Below are 18,688 nucleotides of genomic sequence, written 5' to 3' on the forward strand. Positions count from 1 at the left end.
AGGGAGTTGGGGCAATGATCCTCATCACGGGCGGGCTCGGTTTCATCGGCACGCACACCGCGCGAGCGCTGCTCGACCTCGGCGAATCCGTCGTGCTCGTCCAGCGCAGGGCCCCCGAGGTGCCCGCGCCGCTGGCCGGGGAGGCCGAGGGGCGGCTCGTCGTCGAACGGGCCGACCTCACCGACCGGGCGGCGCTGCTCGCCCTGGGCGACCGGCACAAGATCACCGGAATCGTGCACCTGGCGGGCTCGATGCCCTGGCCGGTCGGCGCGCACGAGCCGGTCGAGGGGGTCGAGAAGTCCGTCGCGAGCCTGCTCAACGTCTTCCACGCCGCCACCGAATGGCAGGTGTCCCGGCTCGGCCTGGCCAGCACCATCGGCGTCTACGGCGGCGTCGAGGCCCCGAGCCCGCTGGCCGAGGACCTGCCGCTGACGATGTCGGCCGGCCACCCGATCCCGACGTTCAAGAAGATCGGCGAGCTGATGGCCGGTCATCTGGCCGAGACCTCCGGGCTGGAGGTGGTCAACCTCCGCATCGGCGCGATCTGGGGGCCGCTCGGCCACGCGCGTTCGCCGTTCTTCCTCCTGCCGCAGCTCGTGCACGCCGCCGTGCAGGGCGCCGTGCAGGGCGCCGCGCCGGACCCGACGAGCCCCGCGTGGGGCGCGCACGCCGGGGACGGCGGCGACCTGTGCTACGTCAAGGACTGCGGCCGGGCCATCGCCCTGCTGCAGACGGCCGAGCGGCTGCGCCACCGCACGTACAACGTCGCCACCGGCCGGATGACCACCAACGGCGAGGTCGCCGCGGCGATCCGGCGGGCCGTGCCCGGCGCGGACGTCGAGCTGCGGGAGGGCCGCGACCCCGCCGGCCCCGGCCGCGACCTGTGCCTCGACGTCACCCGGCTGCGCGAGGACACCGGCTTCGAGCCCGCCTACGACACCGGCTCCGGGATCGCCGACTACGTCTCCTGGCTGCGCGCGGGAAACGCCCGCTGACCGGGCCGATCCGCCATGCCCGGCCGCCCGGCCGGGCGCGGCGCCCGAACCCCGCTCAGCGCCGGTCCAGGCACCCCTGCCTGCCCAGCAGCCGGAACGCCCGCGCGGCCGGCGGCGGCAGGGCGCGGTAGGACCTGGGGAACACCGCCCGTACGGCGGCGGGCCGGTCCGGGGCTCGCTGTTCAGTGGCGAGGTCACCGCCGAGGTCGCTGTCTAGGTCACCGCCGAGGTCGCTGTCGAGGTCACCGACGAGGTCGGTCATGGTGAGCGACGGGTTCACCACCAGGTGCTCGGCCACGATGCGCAGCGCCAGCGGAAGATATCCGCACAACCGCGTCATGCCGGCGACGGCCCCGGGCTCGGCGGCGATGCGTTCCGCGCCGGCGGCGGCGGCCAGCAGGTCGGCGGACTCGGCGGCGGTCAGGGCGCCCAGGGCGAGGTGGTGGGCGCCGTCCCGGGCGACCAGCCCGCCCAGCCGGTGGCGGCTGGTCACCAGCACCAGGCAGCCGGGGTTGCCGGGCAGCAGCGCGCGGACCTGGTCCGTGGAGACGGCGTCGTCCAGCAGGACGAGCATGCGCCGGCCGCCGATCAGACTGCGGAACAGGGCCGCCCGCTCCCCCGCGTCGCCGGGCAGGCGCCGCAGGTCCGGGGCGAGGGCCCGGACGAGCTGGGCCAGCGCCTCGGCGGGCGGCAGCGGCCCCCGTTCTGCGTCGGAGCCGCGCAGGTCGAGGTGGAGCTGGCCGTCCGGGAACCGGCCGGCCACGCGGTGCGCGAAGTGCACGGCGAGCGCGCTCTTGCCGACGCCGGCGACGCCGTCGATCACCGCGATCGCGATGGCGTTGCCGGAGTCCGGCATCAGTTCCGCCAGGCGGGCGAGCTCGGCGCAGCGGCCGGTGAAGCCCGGCACGTCGTGCGGGAGCTGCGCCGGACGCGGCCGCTCGGGAGGACCGGCCACGGCCAGCTCCCACAGCGCCACCAGGCGCGCGGTGTCGCCGCGGCACGCCTTGCTGATGGCCTCGACGGCCTGGCGGGGCGGCAGCAGTTTGCCGCTGAGGTAGCGCTGGAGCGAGGACTTGCTGCAGTGCGTGTGCCCGGCCAGCTGCACCAGTCCGAGACCGGAGGCGGCCTTGAGCAGGCTGAGTTCGGCCGCGAGCATGCGGGCGTGGATGCCGTTCACCACCGCGGGGCTCATTCGCCCGCCTCCTTTTCCGGGGTTCGCAGGACGTTCCAGGCGCGGGTGACCAAGGTCAGGCGTTCGCGAAGTAGGCGTACAGGTCGACGTCGACGCTCACCTGCCCGGCGCCCTCGTTCTTCAGCATCACCGACCCGTCGGCGCGGACGGCGGCGATGGTGGACCCGACGGCGTCCTTGCCCGCCGGGTAGGAGACGACGCGGGCGGTCGAGGGCCCGCTCTGCGGCAGCACCGAGACGGTGCCGGCGGCCGAGCCCCGGGCGGCCACGGTCAGCGCGACCGCGGTGACGCCGGAGGCGGGCAGGCCGGTGAAGCGCACGGTCTTGGTGCCGCCCGCCGGAATCACCAGGGCCCGTCCCGCCGACGTGGGACGGACGGCCTTGACCAGCGCGCCGCGCCGCTCGCTGGAGAAGTAGCCGGTGACGTCCACGGAGATCTCGGCGTTGTCGTAGCCGAGGTTGTGCACGTTGATCTTGCCGTCCTGGCCCGGTTTGACGATCGTGTGGAACTGCGTGGTGAGGTTCGCCGGGTAGTCGATGTTGGCGTCCACGGGGTAGGCGTCCCCGGCGGCGTACATCCGTACGGTGCCGGTCGACGGGCTCTTCAGGACCACGGTGAGGGCGACCTGGGCGACCCCGGTGGCGGGCAGGCCGTTCATGCCCGCGACGGACAGCTCGTGGTTGCCCAGCGCGGGGATGACGGTGTGGTCGGCCACCCGGGCGGGCGTGACGGGGAAGTAGGTGCCGCCCACGGCGGCGGCCGCCTTGTCGAGGGTGTGGCCGTGCGCGTCGAGCGTCACCTTGACGGGGCCCGTCCCGCGGTTGACCACCTTGACCTTCCCGTCGGCGCCGACCCTGGCGATGATCATGGTGGAGGCGTAGCGGGAGGCGTCGTAGGCGAGCACCTTGCCGTCCGGTTCCTGCTCGTCGGTGGCGTGCACGGTGATCGTCCCGGTGTTGAAGAAGTCGCCCTTGGCGCTGACGTTGAGCGCGACGGACCGCACGCCCTGTGCGGGCAGCCCCGCCACGCCCGCCACCTGCACGGCCATGGTGGAGTTGGCGCTGATCCGGACGTTGTCCAGGATCCTGCCCCGCGAGTGGAAGTACTGGTCGGGCCCCGGCCGGGGCGTCGCGTCCAGGGCGGCGGCGTCGAGCTGGACGCGGGGCGTGGTGGCGCCGGTGTAGGCGATCGCGCGCCCGGTCTCCTTGAGCTTGGCCTCCAGCGCCGCGGGCCCGAGCCCGGGGAACGCCTGGCTCAGCACCGCGAACGCCCCGGCGACGTGCGGCGCGGCCATCGACGTGCCGCTCATCGACGCCCAGCGGTCGCCGGGCACGGAGGAGACGATGTCGCTGCCGGGTGCCAGCAGATCCAGCAGCGGGCCGCGGTTGCTGAAGGAGGACAGGGCGTCGGCGTCGGTGGTGCTGCCCACGGCGACGGCCGACGAGACGCAGGCGGGGGCGGCCACCGCGTTCGGGGAGGCGTCGTTGCCGGCCGCCACGACGGTGGCGACCCCGGCCGCCAGCAGGGCGTCGATGAGAGCCTTGCGCTCGTCGATTTCGCAGGGCGCGGTGTACGTGCCGCCGCCCAGACTCATGTTGACCGCCACGATGGGCAGTGTCGCCTTCAGCGCCTGGACCTTCTCCAGCGCGGCCACCTGGGCGCTGACGAAGCTGAGCAGGCACGGCGTGCCGAGGGAGGCGCAATGGACGTCGGAGTCGAAGCGGCTGAAGACCTGGATGGCCACGAGGTCGGCGCCCGGCGCGACCCCGCTCCCGCCGTCGCCGTCGATCCCTTCGCCGTCACCGGCGATGATCCCGGCCACGTGCGTCCCGTGGGAGCAGTCCAGCAACTCGTCGGAGCAGCCGCCGCGCTCGGCGTCGGCCGAGCCGGGGCCGTCCTGCTCGGGGGTGCCGTCGGGGCACAGGCTGGTGGCGGAGTAGTCGGGGTCGGCGGGTGAGAAGCACGCCTCGGCCACGACGCGGCCGCCGAGGAAGGGGTGGCCGGTGGCGACGCCGGTGTCCAGCACGGCCACGGCGGTGCCCGCGCCGGTCAGCCCGGCCGCCCTGGTGCGGTCGCCGCCGATCAGCGGGACGCTCTGCCCGAGGGCCGGCGGCACCGGCCGGTCCTCGGACACGCTGAGCACGCCCGGCCTGGCGGCGAGCCGCTGGAGGCCCGCCCGGTCGGTCCGCAGGGTGACCATGGGCAGGCGGGACAGCGTCTGGAGCACCTGGCCGGCGCCCGAGCCGGAGACGGCGGCCAGCTCGTCGCGGTCCCTGGTCATGACGTTGACCCGGAGCCTGCCTCCGGCGTCGAGCTTGCGTGCCAGTCCGGGCTCCACCCACGGCACCGCGTCCGCCCGCTGCCCCGCCTCCGCCCGCTGCCCCGCCTCCGCCCGCTGCCCCGCCTCCGCCCGCTGCCCCGCCTCCGTCCGCTGCCCGGCCGCGGCGGCCGGCGAGCCGGTCGCGACGGCGAGCGAGGCGAGCAGGATCGCCGTCAGGACGAGCACGCGGTGGATGATCGCCGTGACGGTGGCTGATCGCCTCATGAGGCTCTCCTTCGGCGCGGGACGAAGATGCCCGCGCAATGTAAGCGCCCCCTGTTGCCACCCGTTTGCCAGCGACGTCAGCGCCCTTCGCGGCTGCCGATCCGGCTGAAGATGGCGGTCGACTCCTGGCGGGCGGCGCCGGCGTGCCCGGCCTCGCCGTTGCGCGACTCCAGGCGGGCCAGGACGGAGAGCGTGCGGGCGCGCCACAGCGGCAGCTCCAGCGTGTCCCACAGGTCGAGGGAGGCGGACAGCGCGGCCCTGGACTCGGCCGTCGCGTCCTGCTCCAGGCGCAGCTCGCCGAGCGTCCGCAGGCCGAGCGCGCGGCCGAAGCGGTCGTCCTGGCGGGTGAAGACGCGCAGGCTCGCCTGGAGCGCCCGCTCGGCCTGCGGCAGGTCGCCCACGCGGATCCGGATCTTGGCCAGGGACTGGTCGGCGTAGGCCGTCCCGTGCGGGTCGGACAGGGCGGCGAACAGGCGGCGGGACTCGCGCGTCCTGGTCGCGGCGTGCCCGTACTCGCCCCTCGCCCGGTGCACCAGGCCGATGCTGCGCTGGAGCAGGGCCTGGCAGCGCAGGTCACCGATCTTCTGGTACGTCTGCAGCGCCCGGCCGAGCAGCCACAGCGCCAGCTCGTCGTCGCCGCGTTCGCGTTCCACGAAGCCCAGCATGTAGATGGCGTGCGCGTGCCCGGCCTGGTCACCGAGGGCGGAGCAGAGCGAGGCCGCCTCCAGCAGGTCGGTCTCCCCCTCGGCGAACCAGCCGCCCTCGGCCCGTACGGTGCCCAGCCCGGACAGGGCGGCCGCCAGGTGCCGCCGGTCGCCGAGCCGCTGGAAGGCCCGCCGGGCCTCCTCGTAGGCGGCGACGGACTCGGCGAAGCGGTCCTGGGCGAAGCGGATCCGGCCCAGGCCGAGCATCACCAGCCCCTCCCCCTCCAGGTCGCCGGACCGCCTGACGTGATCGGGGCCGCCGACGCCGCCCTGCCCTGACCGGCCGCCGAGCCGGGGGTCGCCGCGCAGGATGTCCAGGCGCAGCCGTATCAGGGCGGGGCCGGGATCGAGCCCCAGCTCGTCGTTCAGGCGGGCGCGTGACCGTTCGAAGGCGTCCAGGGCCTCGGCGATGCGGCCGGAGCGGTAGAGCGCGAGCATCAGCAGGCCCACCAGCCGTTCACGGGTGGGGGCGGTCGCCACCTCCTCGGCCAGCGCGCCGAGGACCTGCCGGTGCCGGCCGAGCCGCAACGACGCCTCGGCGTGCTCCTCGATCGCCTCGCGCCGAGCCTCCTCCAGCCGGACGCAGAGCGTGTCGCGGGCGGCCCCGACCGCTGCCTCGTCGAGCACCGGGCCGCGCCACAACTCCAGCGCCTGCCGCAGCAGCCCGGCCTTCTCCTCGTCGTCGTCACTGCCCCCGGCCCGCTCCCTCAGCACGGCGAACCGGTGCGCGTCCACGGCCATGGGGTCGATGCGCAGCCCGTAGCCGGAGCCGGTGGCGAACACCTCCACGTCGGTCCCGGCGGCGTCCGCGAGCAGGCCGCGCAGCCGGGAGACGAGCACCTGGACCTGCCTGCGCGCGCCCTGCGGCGCCCCCTCGGGCCAGAGCACCTCGGTCAGGCGCTGGAGCGGGACGACCCGGCCGGCCGACAGAGCCAGCACGCCGAGCAGCAGCCGCTGCTGCCGCCTGCGCAACACCACCGGGGCCCCCGCCCACCTGAACTCGACCGCCCCCAGCACTCGGACGCCGTCGTTCGGTGAATTGATCACCTCCCCATGATTGACCGACTGTCGAAGCCCGCGGTCAACCGATATTCAACCGAGACAAATCCCGCATTTGTCCGAAGAAACCTTGGCGGCTCCGATACGTGGGCGATATCCGACTGAGACGAACCAACCGTCAAGAGGAGGCAAGTCACGTTCCGTAACGCTTGCTCAAGCCTGAACAGCACGACACGGACCGATCCGGAAGACGTTTCACTGGCCCCCGAGACCGGCCATCGCCTCTAATGCAACGCCGTCGAACGCACGCCGGACTCCCTCGACGACCACCCGAACCATAGCCGCCAGAGAACGATCACAACGCCCGTAGCCGTCAAGCACATGACGGGGCCCCGCCGAAACACTCAACAGCGAGGCCCCGTTCGTGTCGCTCAAACTCAATGCCCGCGTCCGGACAGTTGGATCCGAGTGAATACATTTAGCGAATGGCATTCGCTCGGAAAACACTCAGAGCGGAAAGTTGTTATGCCACGGGGCATCCAACTCCTCCGGGTCAGCACCTGCCTCCCTGACTGCACCGTCGATTTCCGAGATCCCATCGACGATTTTGACGTAGGGCGTGTCGAAGTCCCCGTCATAGAAACAGATGCCCTCGTCCACGAGACGCTTGGGCACCTCGATCGCAGCGATACGGAATCGGCCATCCTGCATAGGGACGACCCAGACCCACGAGTAGCGGTCAGGTTCACTACTCGGTCGACGGGCCGAGATCTCCGCCTTGGTCATGACCAGGCGATTCTCAGCTTGGATCCTCATTTACTCTCTCCAGAAGATCCGGATGATGGGGCCGTCGAAGGTATGGATCTGCAGGTGCGGGAAGTCTCCATCAGCGTTATCCGCTCCATGACCGAGAACACGTCCATCGGAACCGAGCTCATCGTCCCAATGATAGGTGCCGGACTTCCGGCCGAAGTACTGCCTTGTACCCGGCCCGTCAAAGCCCTGAGCGTTCCGATAGCCATGCCCTTGAAACTTCCCAAGGAACAGCTCCTCCGCCTGACTACGCGACTGAACATGGATGCTGGTCGCGCCCTCGTCAATGGCCTTGGCGGCCTTGGAAACGGCCCCGCTGGACCAAGGAATATCACAAGGTCCGGAGTTGTGGACGAGTACGGCCTGGTCACCCGCCAGCACGTAGTACGTGTGGAGGTCGGCGACGGTGAGGTTGTGGACGCGGGCCTGGGCCGTCCAGGACCTGACCGCCTTGATCTGGACGTAGGTGCCCGCGGCCGTACGGAGGAGCTGGCCGGGACGTAGGCCCTTGGCCTCGCGCCAGTTCCCCGCGTCCGCCACCCAGAAGGGGTGGCCGTCGGTGGCGACGATGTCGCGGGTGCCGCCGCCGTCGTCCACGGTGACGGTGACCAGGTTCTTGGAGCCTTCACCGACGATGGTGGCAGTGACGTCCTTGGCCTCGGTGCGGCCGGTCTCCGGATCGGTGGCCATGACCCTGTCGCCAGGTTTCAGCTGGTCGATGGGTCTGCTGGCGCCGCCGGCGAGCAGAACCCTCGTTCCTGGGACGAAACTGTTGGACGAGCAGGAGCCGCCCGCTGACGGATTCTTGCTGCGTTTACCCGCTCGGGCTATCAGGCCGTCCAGGGCGGCTATTTTCTTGTTGATGTCGTCGATCTTGGCGTCGATGGCTTCGATGGCGCGGCGGGCCGCCTTGACGGCGCCCTGGACCTTCTTGTAGATCTTGATGCCCATCCGGACCCTGGTGGCCAGTTTCCAGATCAGGCCGCCGATCTTCTTGGCCGGCACGAATTCCAGGATCAGGCTGACGCAACTGCCGACGCTGCCGCCTAAACAGCCTTTTATGTCATCTATTTTCAGAAAATCTCTGATGAACCCGATGCCTGCGGCCTTCAAGGCTTCGAGCACCGCGTTCCGCTTGGCGATCTGCTGCTGTTGCTGCCGCTCGTTCTGTTGCGAGTCGCGGGCGTTGTTGAGGCGTTTTCTGGCGCCGTCCCGATCGCAGGGGCCTTCGCAGTCCGGGTTGTCGTGGTCCTCGCCCGGCCCGCAGGGCGGCGCGATGGAGTGGAAGCAGCCGACGCCGGTGCAGCAGGGCTTCTTGCCCGTCGGGTCGGCGAGCGTGGGGGGATTGTTGTTGGCGTAGTTGTAGCCGTTCATCTGCTGGGAGTCGCCCATCTGGATGAGGGGGTCGACGGAGATGAAGCGGCCGGTGAGCGGGTCGTAGCTGCGGGCGCCGAGCGTGGTCAGGTCGGTGCCGGCGTCGTTGATGCCGCCGACGAATCCGCGCTGGTGGTCCTGGGGCCAGGCGCCCTGGCTGCCGCGCAGGGCGCCGAAGGGGGTGTAGCGGCGCTGGCTGAGGGCGCCGGTCTCGGCGTCGACGGCCAGTTCGGCGGTGCCGTGGTGGTCGCCGAGGACGTAGGTGACGCCGGTGGTGGTCCGCATGGCGTTGCCGACGTAGCGGCTGGCCGTGGGGCTGGTGGCCCCCTTGACCAGGTGCACCTCCAGACCGGGCAGGTACAGGGTGGTGCCGTCCTTGTCGCGCCGGATGAGCCGCTCGCCGTCGGCGGTGTAGAGGAAGCGGGTCTCGCCCTTCTTGTCGTCGGCGACCTTGACGAGCTCGCCTTCGGCGTCCCAGGTCAGCGTCTGGTTGCTCGCCTGGGTGCGGCGCTCGACGGTGTTGCCGGAGGCGTCGTAGGCGAAGGAGGCGGCGCCGGGGACCGTGGTGAGGCGGTGGGCCTTGGCCGGGTCGTAGACGTAGGCGCGGTCCGACTGCTGGACGCCGCCCGCCGGGCCGGCGCCGTAGAGGGACTCGCTGCGGCGGTTGCCCGTGTCGTCGTAGGTGTAGGCGGCGCGGTAGGGGGCCGGGCCGCCGACGGTGGCGGTCGCGCCGGTGGCGGCGCAGGCCGCGTCGCCGTCCTGGGTCCAGGCCTCCGACAGGCGGGACAGCTCGTCGTAGCGGAAGCACTGGTTGTCGACGCCGTCGCGGGAGGTGTCCTTGATCTGGGTGATGTTCCCGGCGGGCTGGTAGGCGTACTGGGTGCTGCGGTCGGTGCCGGCCATGCCGAAGTGCCAGGTGGTGGCCTTGGCCAGGCGGCCGGTGCCGAACTCGTAGTCGAAGGTCTGGTCGATCTGCTTGCCGTCGCCGCCGGACTGCATGCGCAGGCCGATGACCCGGCCGGTCTTGGTGTAGTCGGTGCCGACGAGGTACGTCGACAGCTGGGACTTGGTGGAGACCAGGCGGCCGAGGTCGTCGTAGGTGTAGGCGATGTTCTCGGCGGGCAGCCCGCCGACGGCGGGGCTGCTGCTCGCGGCGACGCTGCCGTCGAGGTTGTAGCTGGTGTCGAAGACGTACCCCTGGGCGGGCGCCAGGCCGCCCTCGACGGCGGGCAGGACCACCCTGCTGCGCTGCGGGCGGTCCAGGTTGTCGTACGCCTCCACCTGCGTGGTGTACCGGTCGTTGCCGACGATGCGGGTGGAGCTGGTGAGCTGGCCCTTGCGGACGGTGTCGTACACCCACTCGGCGACCTTGGTGCCGGGCGACGACGTGGTGGCGTCGTACTTGGCGACCATGCGGTCGAGCCCGTCGTACTCGATGCCGATCTTCTGGTTGCGGGCGTCGGTCATCAGGACCGGCCGGTCGAGGTTGTCGTAGGCGGTCTTCTCGACGCCGCGGTCGGGGTCGTTCGACTGCACCAGGCGGCCGAGCAGGTCGTAGCTGTAGGACCAGACCTGGTTGCCGGGGCCGGTCACCGACTCCTGCTGGCCGCGGTGGTTGTAGGCGAACTTGGTGACGACCGGCCCGGCGGCCGTCTGCTGCTGGATCTCACGGGTACGCCCGTGCACGTCGGTGTAGGTGGTGACCGGGGTGCCGCCGGACGGGGGGACGACCTTGGTCCAGTCGCCGCCGTACTCGTAGCGGGTGTTCCACAGCTCGTTGACGTCGCCGTCGCTGTTGCCGGACAGCAGCCGTTCGGCCAGCAGCCGGCCGCGGCCGTCGTAGGTGTTCCACAGCTGAGACTCCACCGCGCCCACGGTGGCCACGCCGAACCGCTTGGGCTCGGGGTCGCCGTCGGCGTAGTAGGGCGCGAAGGTGTAGTGCACCTGGCCGGCCCCGTTGTAGACGCTGTCGGAGACGATCCGGCCCCTGGTGTCGCCGTTCTTGCCGGGCGCCTGCGACTGCCTGGGCCGCAGCCACCCGTCGAACAGCGTGTACGACGTCTGCTGGCCGCCTTCGCTGGTCAGCGTCTTCGCGCCCACGGCCACGATCGCGCCGGCGTCGACCAGGTACTGGTACTCGTTGTCGGGCGTCATGCTCGTCGTGCGGCCCGGCCCCCAGACCTTCGCGGTGCGGCCCAGCGCGTCCCGTTGCGCGATGGTCACCTTGCCGGCCGCGCTGGTCTCGCGCGTCGCCAGGCCCCACGCCGGGTCGAGCACCCGGGTCGTGACCATGGCCGAGTCGGGGTCGTCGGCGCGGGCCCGCGGGGTGGTGGTGACCACCTGCGTGGTGACGCCGTGCGTCTCGGTGTAGTCGGTCGAGGTGGTCAGCCCGGCGGCGTCGGCGACGGTCTTGGGGCGTCCCAGGTCGTCGTAGGTCGACCGGGCCATCACCTGGTAGCCGGTGATCGCGGTCGCCGAGGCGGCGTTCCCGCGTTCGGTCCTGGTCACGTCGCCGTGCGCGGGCGCGGCCTTGAACGCCTTGTCGTCGTAGTAGGTGCGCGCGTCGGCGATCAGGTCGGTGAGCAGGTTCGGGGTGTCGGCGCAGCGGCGGGCCACCGTGGTCACCCGGGCCGGCAGGCGCAGCACCCGCGCCCCGTCGGCGGTCAGCTCGGTCCTGGTGCACTCCTCGTCGCCGGCGACGCCCACCTCGCCCTCGTCGTCGGTGGTCAGCGCGGCGCCGGTGGTCAGGTCGAACTCGGTCACGGTCGAGCGGGTCTGCTGCCAGGACAGGCCGACCAGGCCGAAGGTGCGAGTGGACTTGGTGCCGGTCACGTTGGCGTTGATCGTGCCCCACGGGCGGGCCCTGGAGGCCGTCTGGTGGTACCACGGCGTGCTGATCGACTTGCTCACCGGCACGCCGCCGGCCTTGTCGTAGGTCACGGTGCGCAGGGTCGTGCCGTGCAGGGACTCGTGGTCGGTGTATGTGCCGCCCTCGCCGTCGTCCACGGTGACGGTCTTGGCGCCGCCGGATACCGCCGCGCGGTCGCCGTTCATGCCCTGGAAGTACCAGTAGTCGGTCTGGGACGGGGTGCCGCCGTCGGCCGCGCTGGTGGCCCCGCCGATCACCCGGACCTTGTCGAAGCCGCGCCAGTTCGACCACGTCTTGAACTTCTCCGGCGTGATGCCGTCGTCGTCGGCGTAGTGCCAGGCGGCCTTGCCGATGCTGTAGTCGTAGCGGGTGACCATGTCCGAGCCGCCGCCGGTCAGGTCGGTCTGGATCAGCTCGCGGACGACGTACTTGTGGAACCAGTCCAGGCTCGGGTCGGCGCCGCCGTTGGAGTTCTGCCAGAACGTCGGGAAGCACAGCCGCCGGTTGCTCGCCGGTTGCGGCAGGTCGGAGGGGCTGCAGTCCATCCCCGAGTAGGTGACGTCGAGCTTGCCGCCGGTCTCGTTCTGGATCGAGGCCACCCGCTCCTTGACGAACGGGCCGACGTCGTCGCCGAGCTTGTCCACCCGGTTGGCCAGCTGCTGGTAGACGAAGCTCACCGGCGGCATGGTGACCGGCGCCGCGCCGGCGTGCCCGGTGTGGACGATGTCGGTGAGCTTGAGCTGCCGGTCCACGTCGGCGATGCCCCACAGGTGCTTGAACTCCCAGGAGTCCACGTCGCGGTGGCCGGTGCCGGCCGCGTTGACGACCTTGGTGGTGACCTTGGTCAGGCGCTTGCGGGTCCAGAAGCTCGGCGAGGCCGTCCCCTTGCCGTCCTTGCACTCGGTGCCCTCGTCGCAGTTCATGTCCCAGGGCACGTCCGGCCAGCGGGCCGGATGGGCGGAGATGTCGGCGCACTCGGCCGCGGTCAGCAGGCAGCGCTCGGCGTTGGTGAAGTCGACCCGCGCGGGCGGCGTGGCCGGGAACAGGGCGCCGGTGCGCAGGCCGTACTGGATGGAGGTCAGGTAGCCGCCGCGGTCGTAGGCGGTCTCGTCGGCGGCGCGCAGGTTGCGGCCGTAGCGGTTCTGCTCCTTGGCGTAGTGGAAGGTCACCGCGTTGCCGTGGGTGTCCTCGATGTAGTCGAGGTTCCACCGCCAGGTCTGACGGCACCAGGAGTCCTTGAAGGCGTCCTTGTGGCAGGGTTCGCCGGCGTCGTCGCCGAACACCGGGACGTCCCAGGCGGAGTTGGTCTGGGGTTTGCCGGCGGTCCAGCCCGGCAGGCGGTTCTTGCCGAAGTAGTACTGGGTGCCGTCGGCGGTGGTCACGCGCCAGTACTCGTTGTCGTCGTCGCCGTTGGCGGTGTCGGCGGCGGTGCCGGTGAGGCGCTGGACCCGGGTGCCGTCGTCCCTGGCCAGGACCCAGGTGTCGGGGCCGGTCGGGACCAGCTCGCCGCCCGATCCGCCGAGGGCGAGCGTGGCGTTGTCGTAGGCCCAGCACTGGTCCATCGGCTCGACCTGGTAGGTCGGGTCCTTGGGGACGCCGTCGTCCTTGCAGGACTTGTACTTGCGCTCGATGTACCCGGGCGACAGCTCGAAGCCGTCACCGAGCCAGGACGCCTGGTTGTTGGTGGTCGCGGTGCGCCCGTCGATGGCGGCCGCGGAGTAGTTGACCACCAGGTTCGGCACCAGCCCGCCCGGCACCGGCGGCACCCGCAGCGGATAGGACCAGGTGAAGTCGCCCGTCTGCGGGCTGACCTGCCAGGTCGCCGACGGCGACAGCGAGGTGACGCCGAAGTCGCCCTTGTCCCCCGACGTCCCGGAGGTCACGGCCAGCACCATCGGCTCGGCGGCGAGGTCGACGTCGGCGCTGAGCGTCCTGGTCGCGGTGTCGTTGCGGCCCTTCAGCGGCACGCCCCGGCGGCACTCGGCCTTGTCCGGGCTGGTCAGGGCACATGCGGGCAGGGCCGCCAGGCGCATCCGGGAACCGAAGCCGCCTCCGTAGGCTTCGGCGAAGGGGGCGTAGTCCACCTTCATCGTGACCTTGCCCGGCGGTCCCGACGTGCGGGCGGCGGTGAAGACCGGGCCGCCGACGCCCGCGCGTTGCGAGGCCGCGCGGTCGTGGGTCTGGATCCGCACCCGCCCGGCCGCGGAGGCGGCGTCGGCCGCCGTCGCGGACAGCGCGCCCGCCTTGCGGGCGGCGGCGGACGCCGGGGCGGCCGCCAGGTCCACCTCGACCGTGCCGGGCGCGGGCCAGGCCGCCACGGGGTCGGGGGCCTTCGGTTCGGTGATCCGTGGTTTCACCGCGGCGGGCCGGCCGGGCACGACCCGTTCCCGGTCGACGGGTTCGGGCCGATCCCGCTCGGCGGCGGCGCTCGCGGAGGGGAGCGTCGCGGGCACGACCATCAGGCCGGCCGTGAGCAGCAACGTGAGGGCCGCGCGGAGCAGCCGGGACCAGGAAGAGCGACGTCGGCGTGCGGCATGGACGCGCATGCCGTACCTCCCAGGGAAGAGAGCGGAAGCGGCAGGAGGGACGGCGGGGGCGCCGGCGCGGCGCCCCCGCACCGGGGTCAGTCGGGGGTGTTGTCGTTGAGCGCGTCTTCGGAGACGGTCGTCATCTCCGACCACAGGGACAGCAGGTCGATCAGGCTGCCGTCCGCGGGGCCGCGCAGCACCCACACGTCGTCGACGTGGCCCGACCAGTTCAGGCCCGTCCCGCCGCGGCCGAGCTGGGCCGAGGTGATGGGGCCCGCCAGGGTGACGTCGTTGCGGTAGGACTTGACCTCGGCCTCCGGAGCCGCTTCGAGCGTGCCGTTCACCCAGAACTCCAGCGTCTTCTCCCGGGCCCGGTAGACGATCGCCAGGTGGTCCCAGTCGCCGAACCCGGTGTGGAAGGCGGGATGTTCCACGACGGTGCCGCCGGGGATCTCCACGACGTACCGGCCGGTCTCGCCCATGTCCGGGTCGCCGCGGGCGGGGTCGAACTTCACCGTCAGCGCGCTGCCGGTGGCCATGGGCAGGTTCAGCAGGGTCATCGCCTTGCGCGCCTGGCCGCTGGTCTCCACCCAGGCCGAGAGGGTGAAGCTCTCCCGCGGATCCAGCACGGCCGACTCGACGGCCGCGTAGTCGCCGGTCGCGCCCGGCAGGCGCAGGGAGCCGGGCACGACGCTGTTGCTCATGGGGGTCTTGGCCACGAAGCGGGCCGCGCCGTACAGCTTGACGGGGGTTCTGGGCGCCTCGCCGCTGTCGTCGGGGACGTTGTTGAGGTGCCACTTGTGCGTCACCGTCAGCATCTCCTTGGACAGCGCCGCCGCCTCCTCGACGCTGACGATCCGGTCGTGGACGCGGACGTCGTCGATCTTGCCGGGGAAGTGGTCGAGCTGCTGGGCGCCCCACAGGACGCGGCCGATGGTGAGCGGGCCGTTGGCCGCCCAGGCGCCGGTGTAGTCCATCTCGGTGCCGGGCTCGCCGTTGACGTAGATGCGCACCTTCTTGGCCACCGCGTCGAAGACGCCCATCAGGTGCGTCCACTCGCCGGGTCTGGCCTGTTTCGCCGACCACGCGCTGGCCGAGCCCGCCGAGGTCGAGTCGGCGTTCATGCGCCAGAACACCCATTTGCGGTTCGGCGCGTCGTAGCGCAGGCAGAAGCCGGACACGTTGGCGCCGTCCTGGGCCAGCACGGTGGCGTAGGACGAGGGCAGGACGTCCGGCAGCTTCGCCCACGCCGTCACCGTGAAGCTCTTGGTGGTGTCGAGCACCGCGGCGTCGGTGCGGGCGTAGGCGTTGGTGCCGTTGCCGGCCATCGCCGTGCCGCGGGAACCGGCCACGCCGAGCTGCGGCGTGCCCGCGGTGCGGGCCGGGTAGCGGCCGCCGGTCTCCGCCAGGGTGGTGGATCCGGCCGGGTCGTTGAGCTTCCAGTGGGCCTTCGGCCCGCGGCCGGGCGCGACCCGGAACCGGTAGACGGCCGACCCCTTGGAGTAGTTGCCCGCCTGGTCCTTGACGCGGACGTAGAGGCTGTTGCTGCCGACGACCTTGGGCAGGATCTGCACCGTCTCGGTGGCGCTGCCCGCGGTCCTCTTGCGGAACTGGGTGGGGTCGTCGTTGACCGCGTACGCCCACTCGGTCACCGACGGGTCGAAGGTGATGACGAACCGGCCGTAGCGGCCCATGCCGTCCTGCGGCGTCTGCGCCGGGTCGAGGGGGTTCTCCGCGACGTACCCGTCGGCGCCGGACGAGGTGATCACCGGCAGCGGCGGCGCCTTGGTGTCGAAGACGAAGTAGCAGGCGGTCGCCGCCCCGGCCGAGCTCCACGGCCCCTTGCCCTTGCGGCTGTCCTGGGCGCGGACCTGCCAGTTGACGACGGTGTTCTCCGGCAGCAGCCCGCGCGGGACCTGCGCCATGAAGCTGTTGCCGGCCTTGCCGGACCTGGCGCTCTTGGCCGGCGTGAGGTAGCGCCATTCCTTGTTCTGGCCGGCGGCGTTCTTCCACGACACCAGGAACTCGGCCTGCACCTTGTCGGCCGTGCGGTTGTAGGTGTCGGGGTCGCGGAGGTTCTTGGCGATCAGCTTCGGCGTGGACCAGTTGAACACCGACGGGTCGCCCGGTCCCTTGCACGGGCCGCCCGGCTCCATCTCCAGCTGGCTCATCCTCGGCTGCAGCGGCGGCCGGTTGTAGTGCACGCGCAGGTAGGCGCGCGACTCGAACCGCTTCCAGCCGAGCTGGTCGCCCTCGTCGGCGGCGCGCAGGCCGAACGTGGTGTCCCGCCAGCCCTTCTGCGCCGCCTCCTTGACGCCCGAGGTCACGTTGAACAGCACGTCACCGGCCGGGCAGGACTTGGCGGCGCAGCCCGACCACCCCTTGGCCACGTTGCGGCTGTCCAGCTTGCGCAGCCAGTTGTCGGAGGTGGAGTTCCAGGTGGAGTTCTTGCCGAACGCCTTGGCCAGGTGGATGTTGACCGGCCGCTTGCTGCCGGAGGCGGCCCACACCTCCCGTACGTGGAACTCGGCGGACAGCACCTGCTTGCCGGCCAGCCAGCCGGTGGGGATGCGGTAGAACAGCCGCTTCCTGTGCGGGGAGCCGCAGCTCTTGCCGCTGGAGGGCAGGCCGATCGGGCATCGGCCCATGCCCTGGTCCTTGGTGAAGTTGTAGATCTCGAACCCGCTGCTGGCCACCATGAGGTTCGCCGAGCTCATCGGCGTGCGGTACATCGGGTCGATGTAGACGGGGAACGTCGTGTCGGCCGCGGTCAGCATGGCCGGGTCGGGGGTCAGCGTGAGCTGTCCCTGGCCCAGTTCGGTGCCGATCGTGGCGATCTTCGACGCGTCGCCGGGGGTGCCGTCCGTGGCGTGCGTGGTCGGCGGGTCGACGGGGCCGTCCTCGCCCACGGCGCCCGTGCCCGCGGCGGGCGGCGCGGGCGCCGAGTCCCACATGACGGGCTTGGGCGCCTCGAAGATCACCGCGCCGTTGTCGGGGTCGACCGCCTCCTGCGTGCCGTCGGCGCCGGTGCTCACCGTCAACGTCGGCGCGGACAGGCCGAGGGTCAGGCTGGCCAGCCGGGGATCCTGGGCGGCGGCAGGGGTCTTCACCACCAGCGTGTGCGCGAAGCCGTCCGCGGTGGCCCGCACGCGCAGGTCCACGTCCGGCCCGAGCACGCCGGCGTACACGGCGGTGTCGCCGTCCAGGCTCGGCGTGGGCAGCGCGGTCGGCCAGGTCAGCGACATGGTGTGGCCGGAGCGGGTGAGCGTGGCCATCGGCCCCGTCCCGCCGGCCGACAGCCCGAGGTCCACCAGCGAGGAGTACGGCCGGACCGTCCCGTCCTGGAACCGCAGGCCGTTGTACAGGGGGACCCACGTGTCGCCCTGCTTCTTCCTGATCGGCGCGAGCCGGTCGTTGACGTACATCGTGCCTTCGGGGGTGGCGTACACCTCGCGCGTCTCGCCCCGCTCGGCCAGCACCTCCACCAGTTGCCCCGTGGCCTCGGCGGAGGCCAGCGCCTCGGCCTCGGTCTGCCGGGGATCGGTGGAGACGGTCCACTTCTGCTCGGTCAGCGAGACGTTGTCCAGGAAGGCCGTCAGCGCGCCCTGGCCGCCGAACTGGAAGGTGAGCGCCCCGGTGGTGGTGTCGGCGGTGGAGTCGAAGGTGTAGGAGAAGTGTTGCGGCTGGTCCGGCAGGTCCACGTCCGTGGCGAAGATCTCCGGGCAGGTCTCGGCGTCCTCGCAGAGCACGGCCTTGACGGTCGCCGCGGCGCCGGCGTGGGCGTCGAAGGAGAGCGTGTACGTCTTCTTGGCCTGCAACGTGCGCCCGAGCTGGCGCAGCTGGGCCTGCCCCGGTTCGGTGGTGCCGTCGGCCACGGTGACCTTGAGCACGCCGTTCTCCACCGCCGTCGTGGTCGGCCCGGCGGCCTCCCATGACGCGGCGTCCGTGGTGAACTCGCCGTTGAGCAGCAGCTTCTTGCTGAACGAACCCCGTCCGTAGAAGGCGACCTTCTGGTACGTCCAGCCCTCGGCGAGTGCGCGCGCCTTCTCCGCCTCGCCGACCGCGTACCGGTGGGAGGGGCCCTTGACGAGCTGGTGGACCGGGAGCAGCCCGTCCCCTGCCGCGGCCTGGGCGTGGAAGCGCACTCCCTCGTTCACGTAGCCCTGCGCGACGGCCTGGTCGCGCTCGCTCTGGTCGAGGGTGAAGATGCGGTCGCCGCCCGGCTTGCGCAGGCCGGAGACCGGCGACAGCCCGGTCACCGCCTCGCGCGAGACGTGCAGCACCTGCCCCTCAGGGGTGTAACCCCATTTCGTCACCGCGTTGTCGTACTCCGTCTCCCAGGAGGTGAACAGCGTGTTGTCGGTGCCGGTGGTGCCCCGTAGCCGGAACAGGGGTTTGACCATCCACGCGGTGGCGGCGTCCACCGCTTCGGCGACCGCCTGCGGCGGCGTCCACACCGTGCCGGCCAGGCCGCCCACGGCCAGCGACGCCGCTGCCAGGACGGCCGTCCACCTTCGTAACCCCATGCGTACTCCCCTGGTACACGATCGCGTGGCATGCGTTCCGCCACAGCATCGATCGGCTCGGACCGCCGGGGTAGGCCGCGGCCGCCGGTTGGGAAAACGTGGGAAACGCTTCCCGCCCGGCCCCTCTGCGGCGGGCCCGGCGT

Annotated in this window: 7 protein-coding genes; 1 reads left to right on the top strand and 6 read right to left on the bottom strand. The window is 71.8% G+C overall.

Annotation, left to right across the window (positions count from 1 at the left end):
- Window positions 1-14 precede the first annotated feature (14 nt).
- Entirely contained in the window at window positions 15-995 is a 981-nt protein-coding gene (locus ACIBQ6_RS38365) for an NAD-dependent epimerase/dehydratase family protein (protein ID WP_397218086.1), read from the top strand.
- Window positions 996-1,050: 55 nt separating this feature from the next.
- Here the strand turns inward: ACIBQ6_RS38365 and ACIBQ6_RS38370 are convergent, their stop codons facing one another.
- The 6 genes from ACIBQ6_RS38370 to ACIBQ6_RS38395 all read right to left on the bottom strand — a co-directional run bounded on the left by ACIBQ6_RS38370 (window position 1,051) and on the right by ACIBQ6_RS38395 (window position 18,545).
- Window positions 1,051-2,187 carry a helix-turn-helix domain-containing protein gene (locus ACIBQ6_RS38370; protein WP_397218088.1) on the bottom strand — a complete coding sequence of 379 codons (1,137 nt, stop codon included), beginning with the start codon at window positions 2,185-2,187 and terminating at the stop codon, window positions 1,051-1,053.
- Between the two features lie 55 nt (window positions 2,188-2,242).
- Window positions 2,243-4,732 carry a S8 family peptidase gene (locus tag ACIBQ6_RS38375; RefSeq protein WP_397218090.1) on the bottom strand — a complete coding sequence of 830 codons (2,490 nt, stop codon included), beginning with the start codon at window positions 4,730-4,732 and terminating at the stop codon, window positions 2,243-2,245.
- Between the two features lie 77 nt (window positions 4,733-4,809).
- The gene (locus ACIBQ6_RS38380) at window positions 4,810-6,483 is read right to left on the bottom strand and encodes a BTAD domain-containing putative transcriptional regulator (protein ID WP_397218092.1); all 1,674 of its coding nucleotides are present in this window, start codon (window positions 6,481-6,483) and stop codon (window positions 4,810-4,812) included.
- A 459-nt stretch (window positions 6,484-6,942) separates the two neighbouring features.
- Complete coding sequence (locus ACIBQ6_RS38385) at window positions 6,943-7,221, bottom strand: hypothetical protein (protein ID WP_397218094.1); 279 nt, start codon at window positions 7,219-7,221, stop codon at window positions 6,943-6,945.
- 30 nt (window positions 7,222-7,251) lie between these two features.
- On the bottom strand, window positions 7,252-14,037 hold the full coding sequence (locus ACIBQ6_RS38390) for a polymorphic toxin-type HINT domain-containing protein (RefSeq protein ID WP_397218096.1): 6,786 nt from the start codon (window positions 14,035-14,037) through the stop codon (window positions 7,252-7,254).
- A 77-nt stretch (window positions 14,038-14,114) separates the two neighbouring features.
- Window positions 14,115-18,545, bottom strand: coding sequence for a LamG-like jellyroll fold domain-containing protein (locus ACIBQ6_RS38395; protein WP_397218099.1), 4,431 nt, complete (start codon window positions 18,543-18,545; stop codon window positions 14,115-14,117).
- Window positions 18,546-18,688 lie beyond the last annotated feature (143 nt).

This window comes from Nonomuraea sp. NPDC049655 (genome assembly GCF_044465465.1).
In the GTDB taxonomy this organism is placed as follows: Bacteria; Actinomycetota; Actinomycetes; order Streptosporangiales; family Streptosporangiaceae; genus Nonomuraea.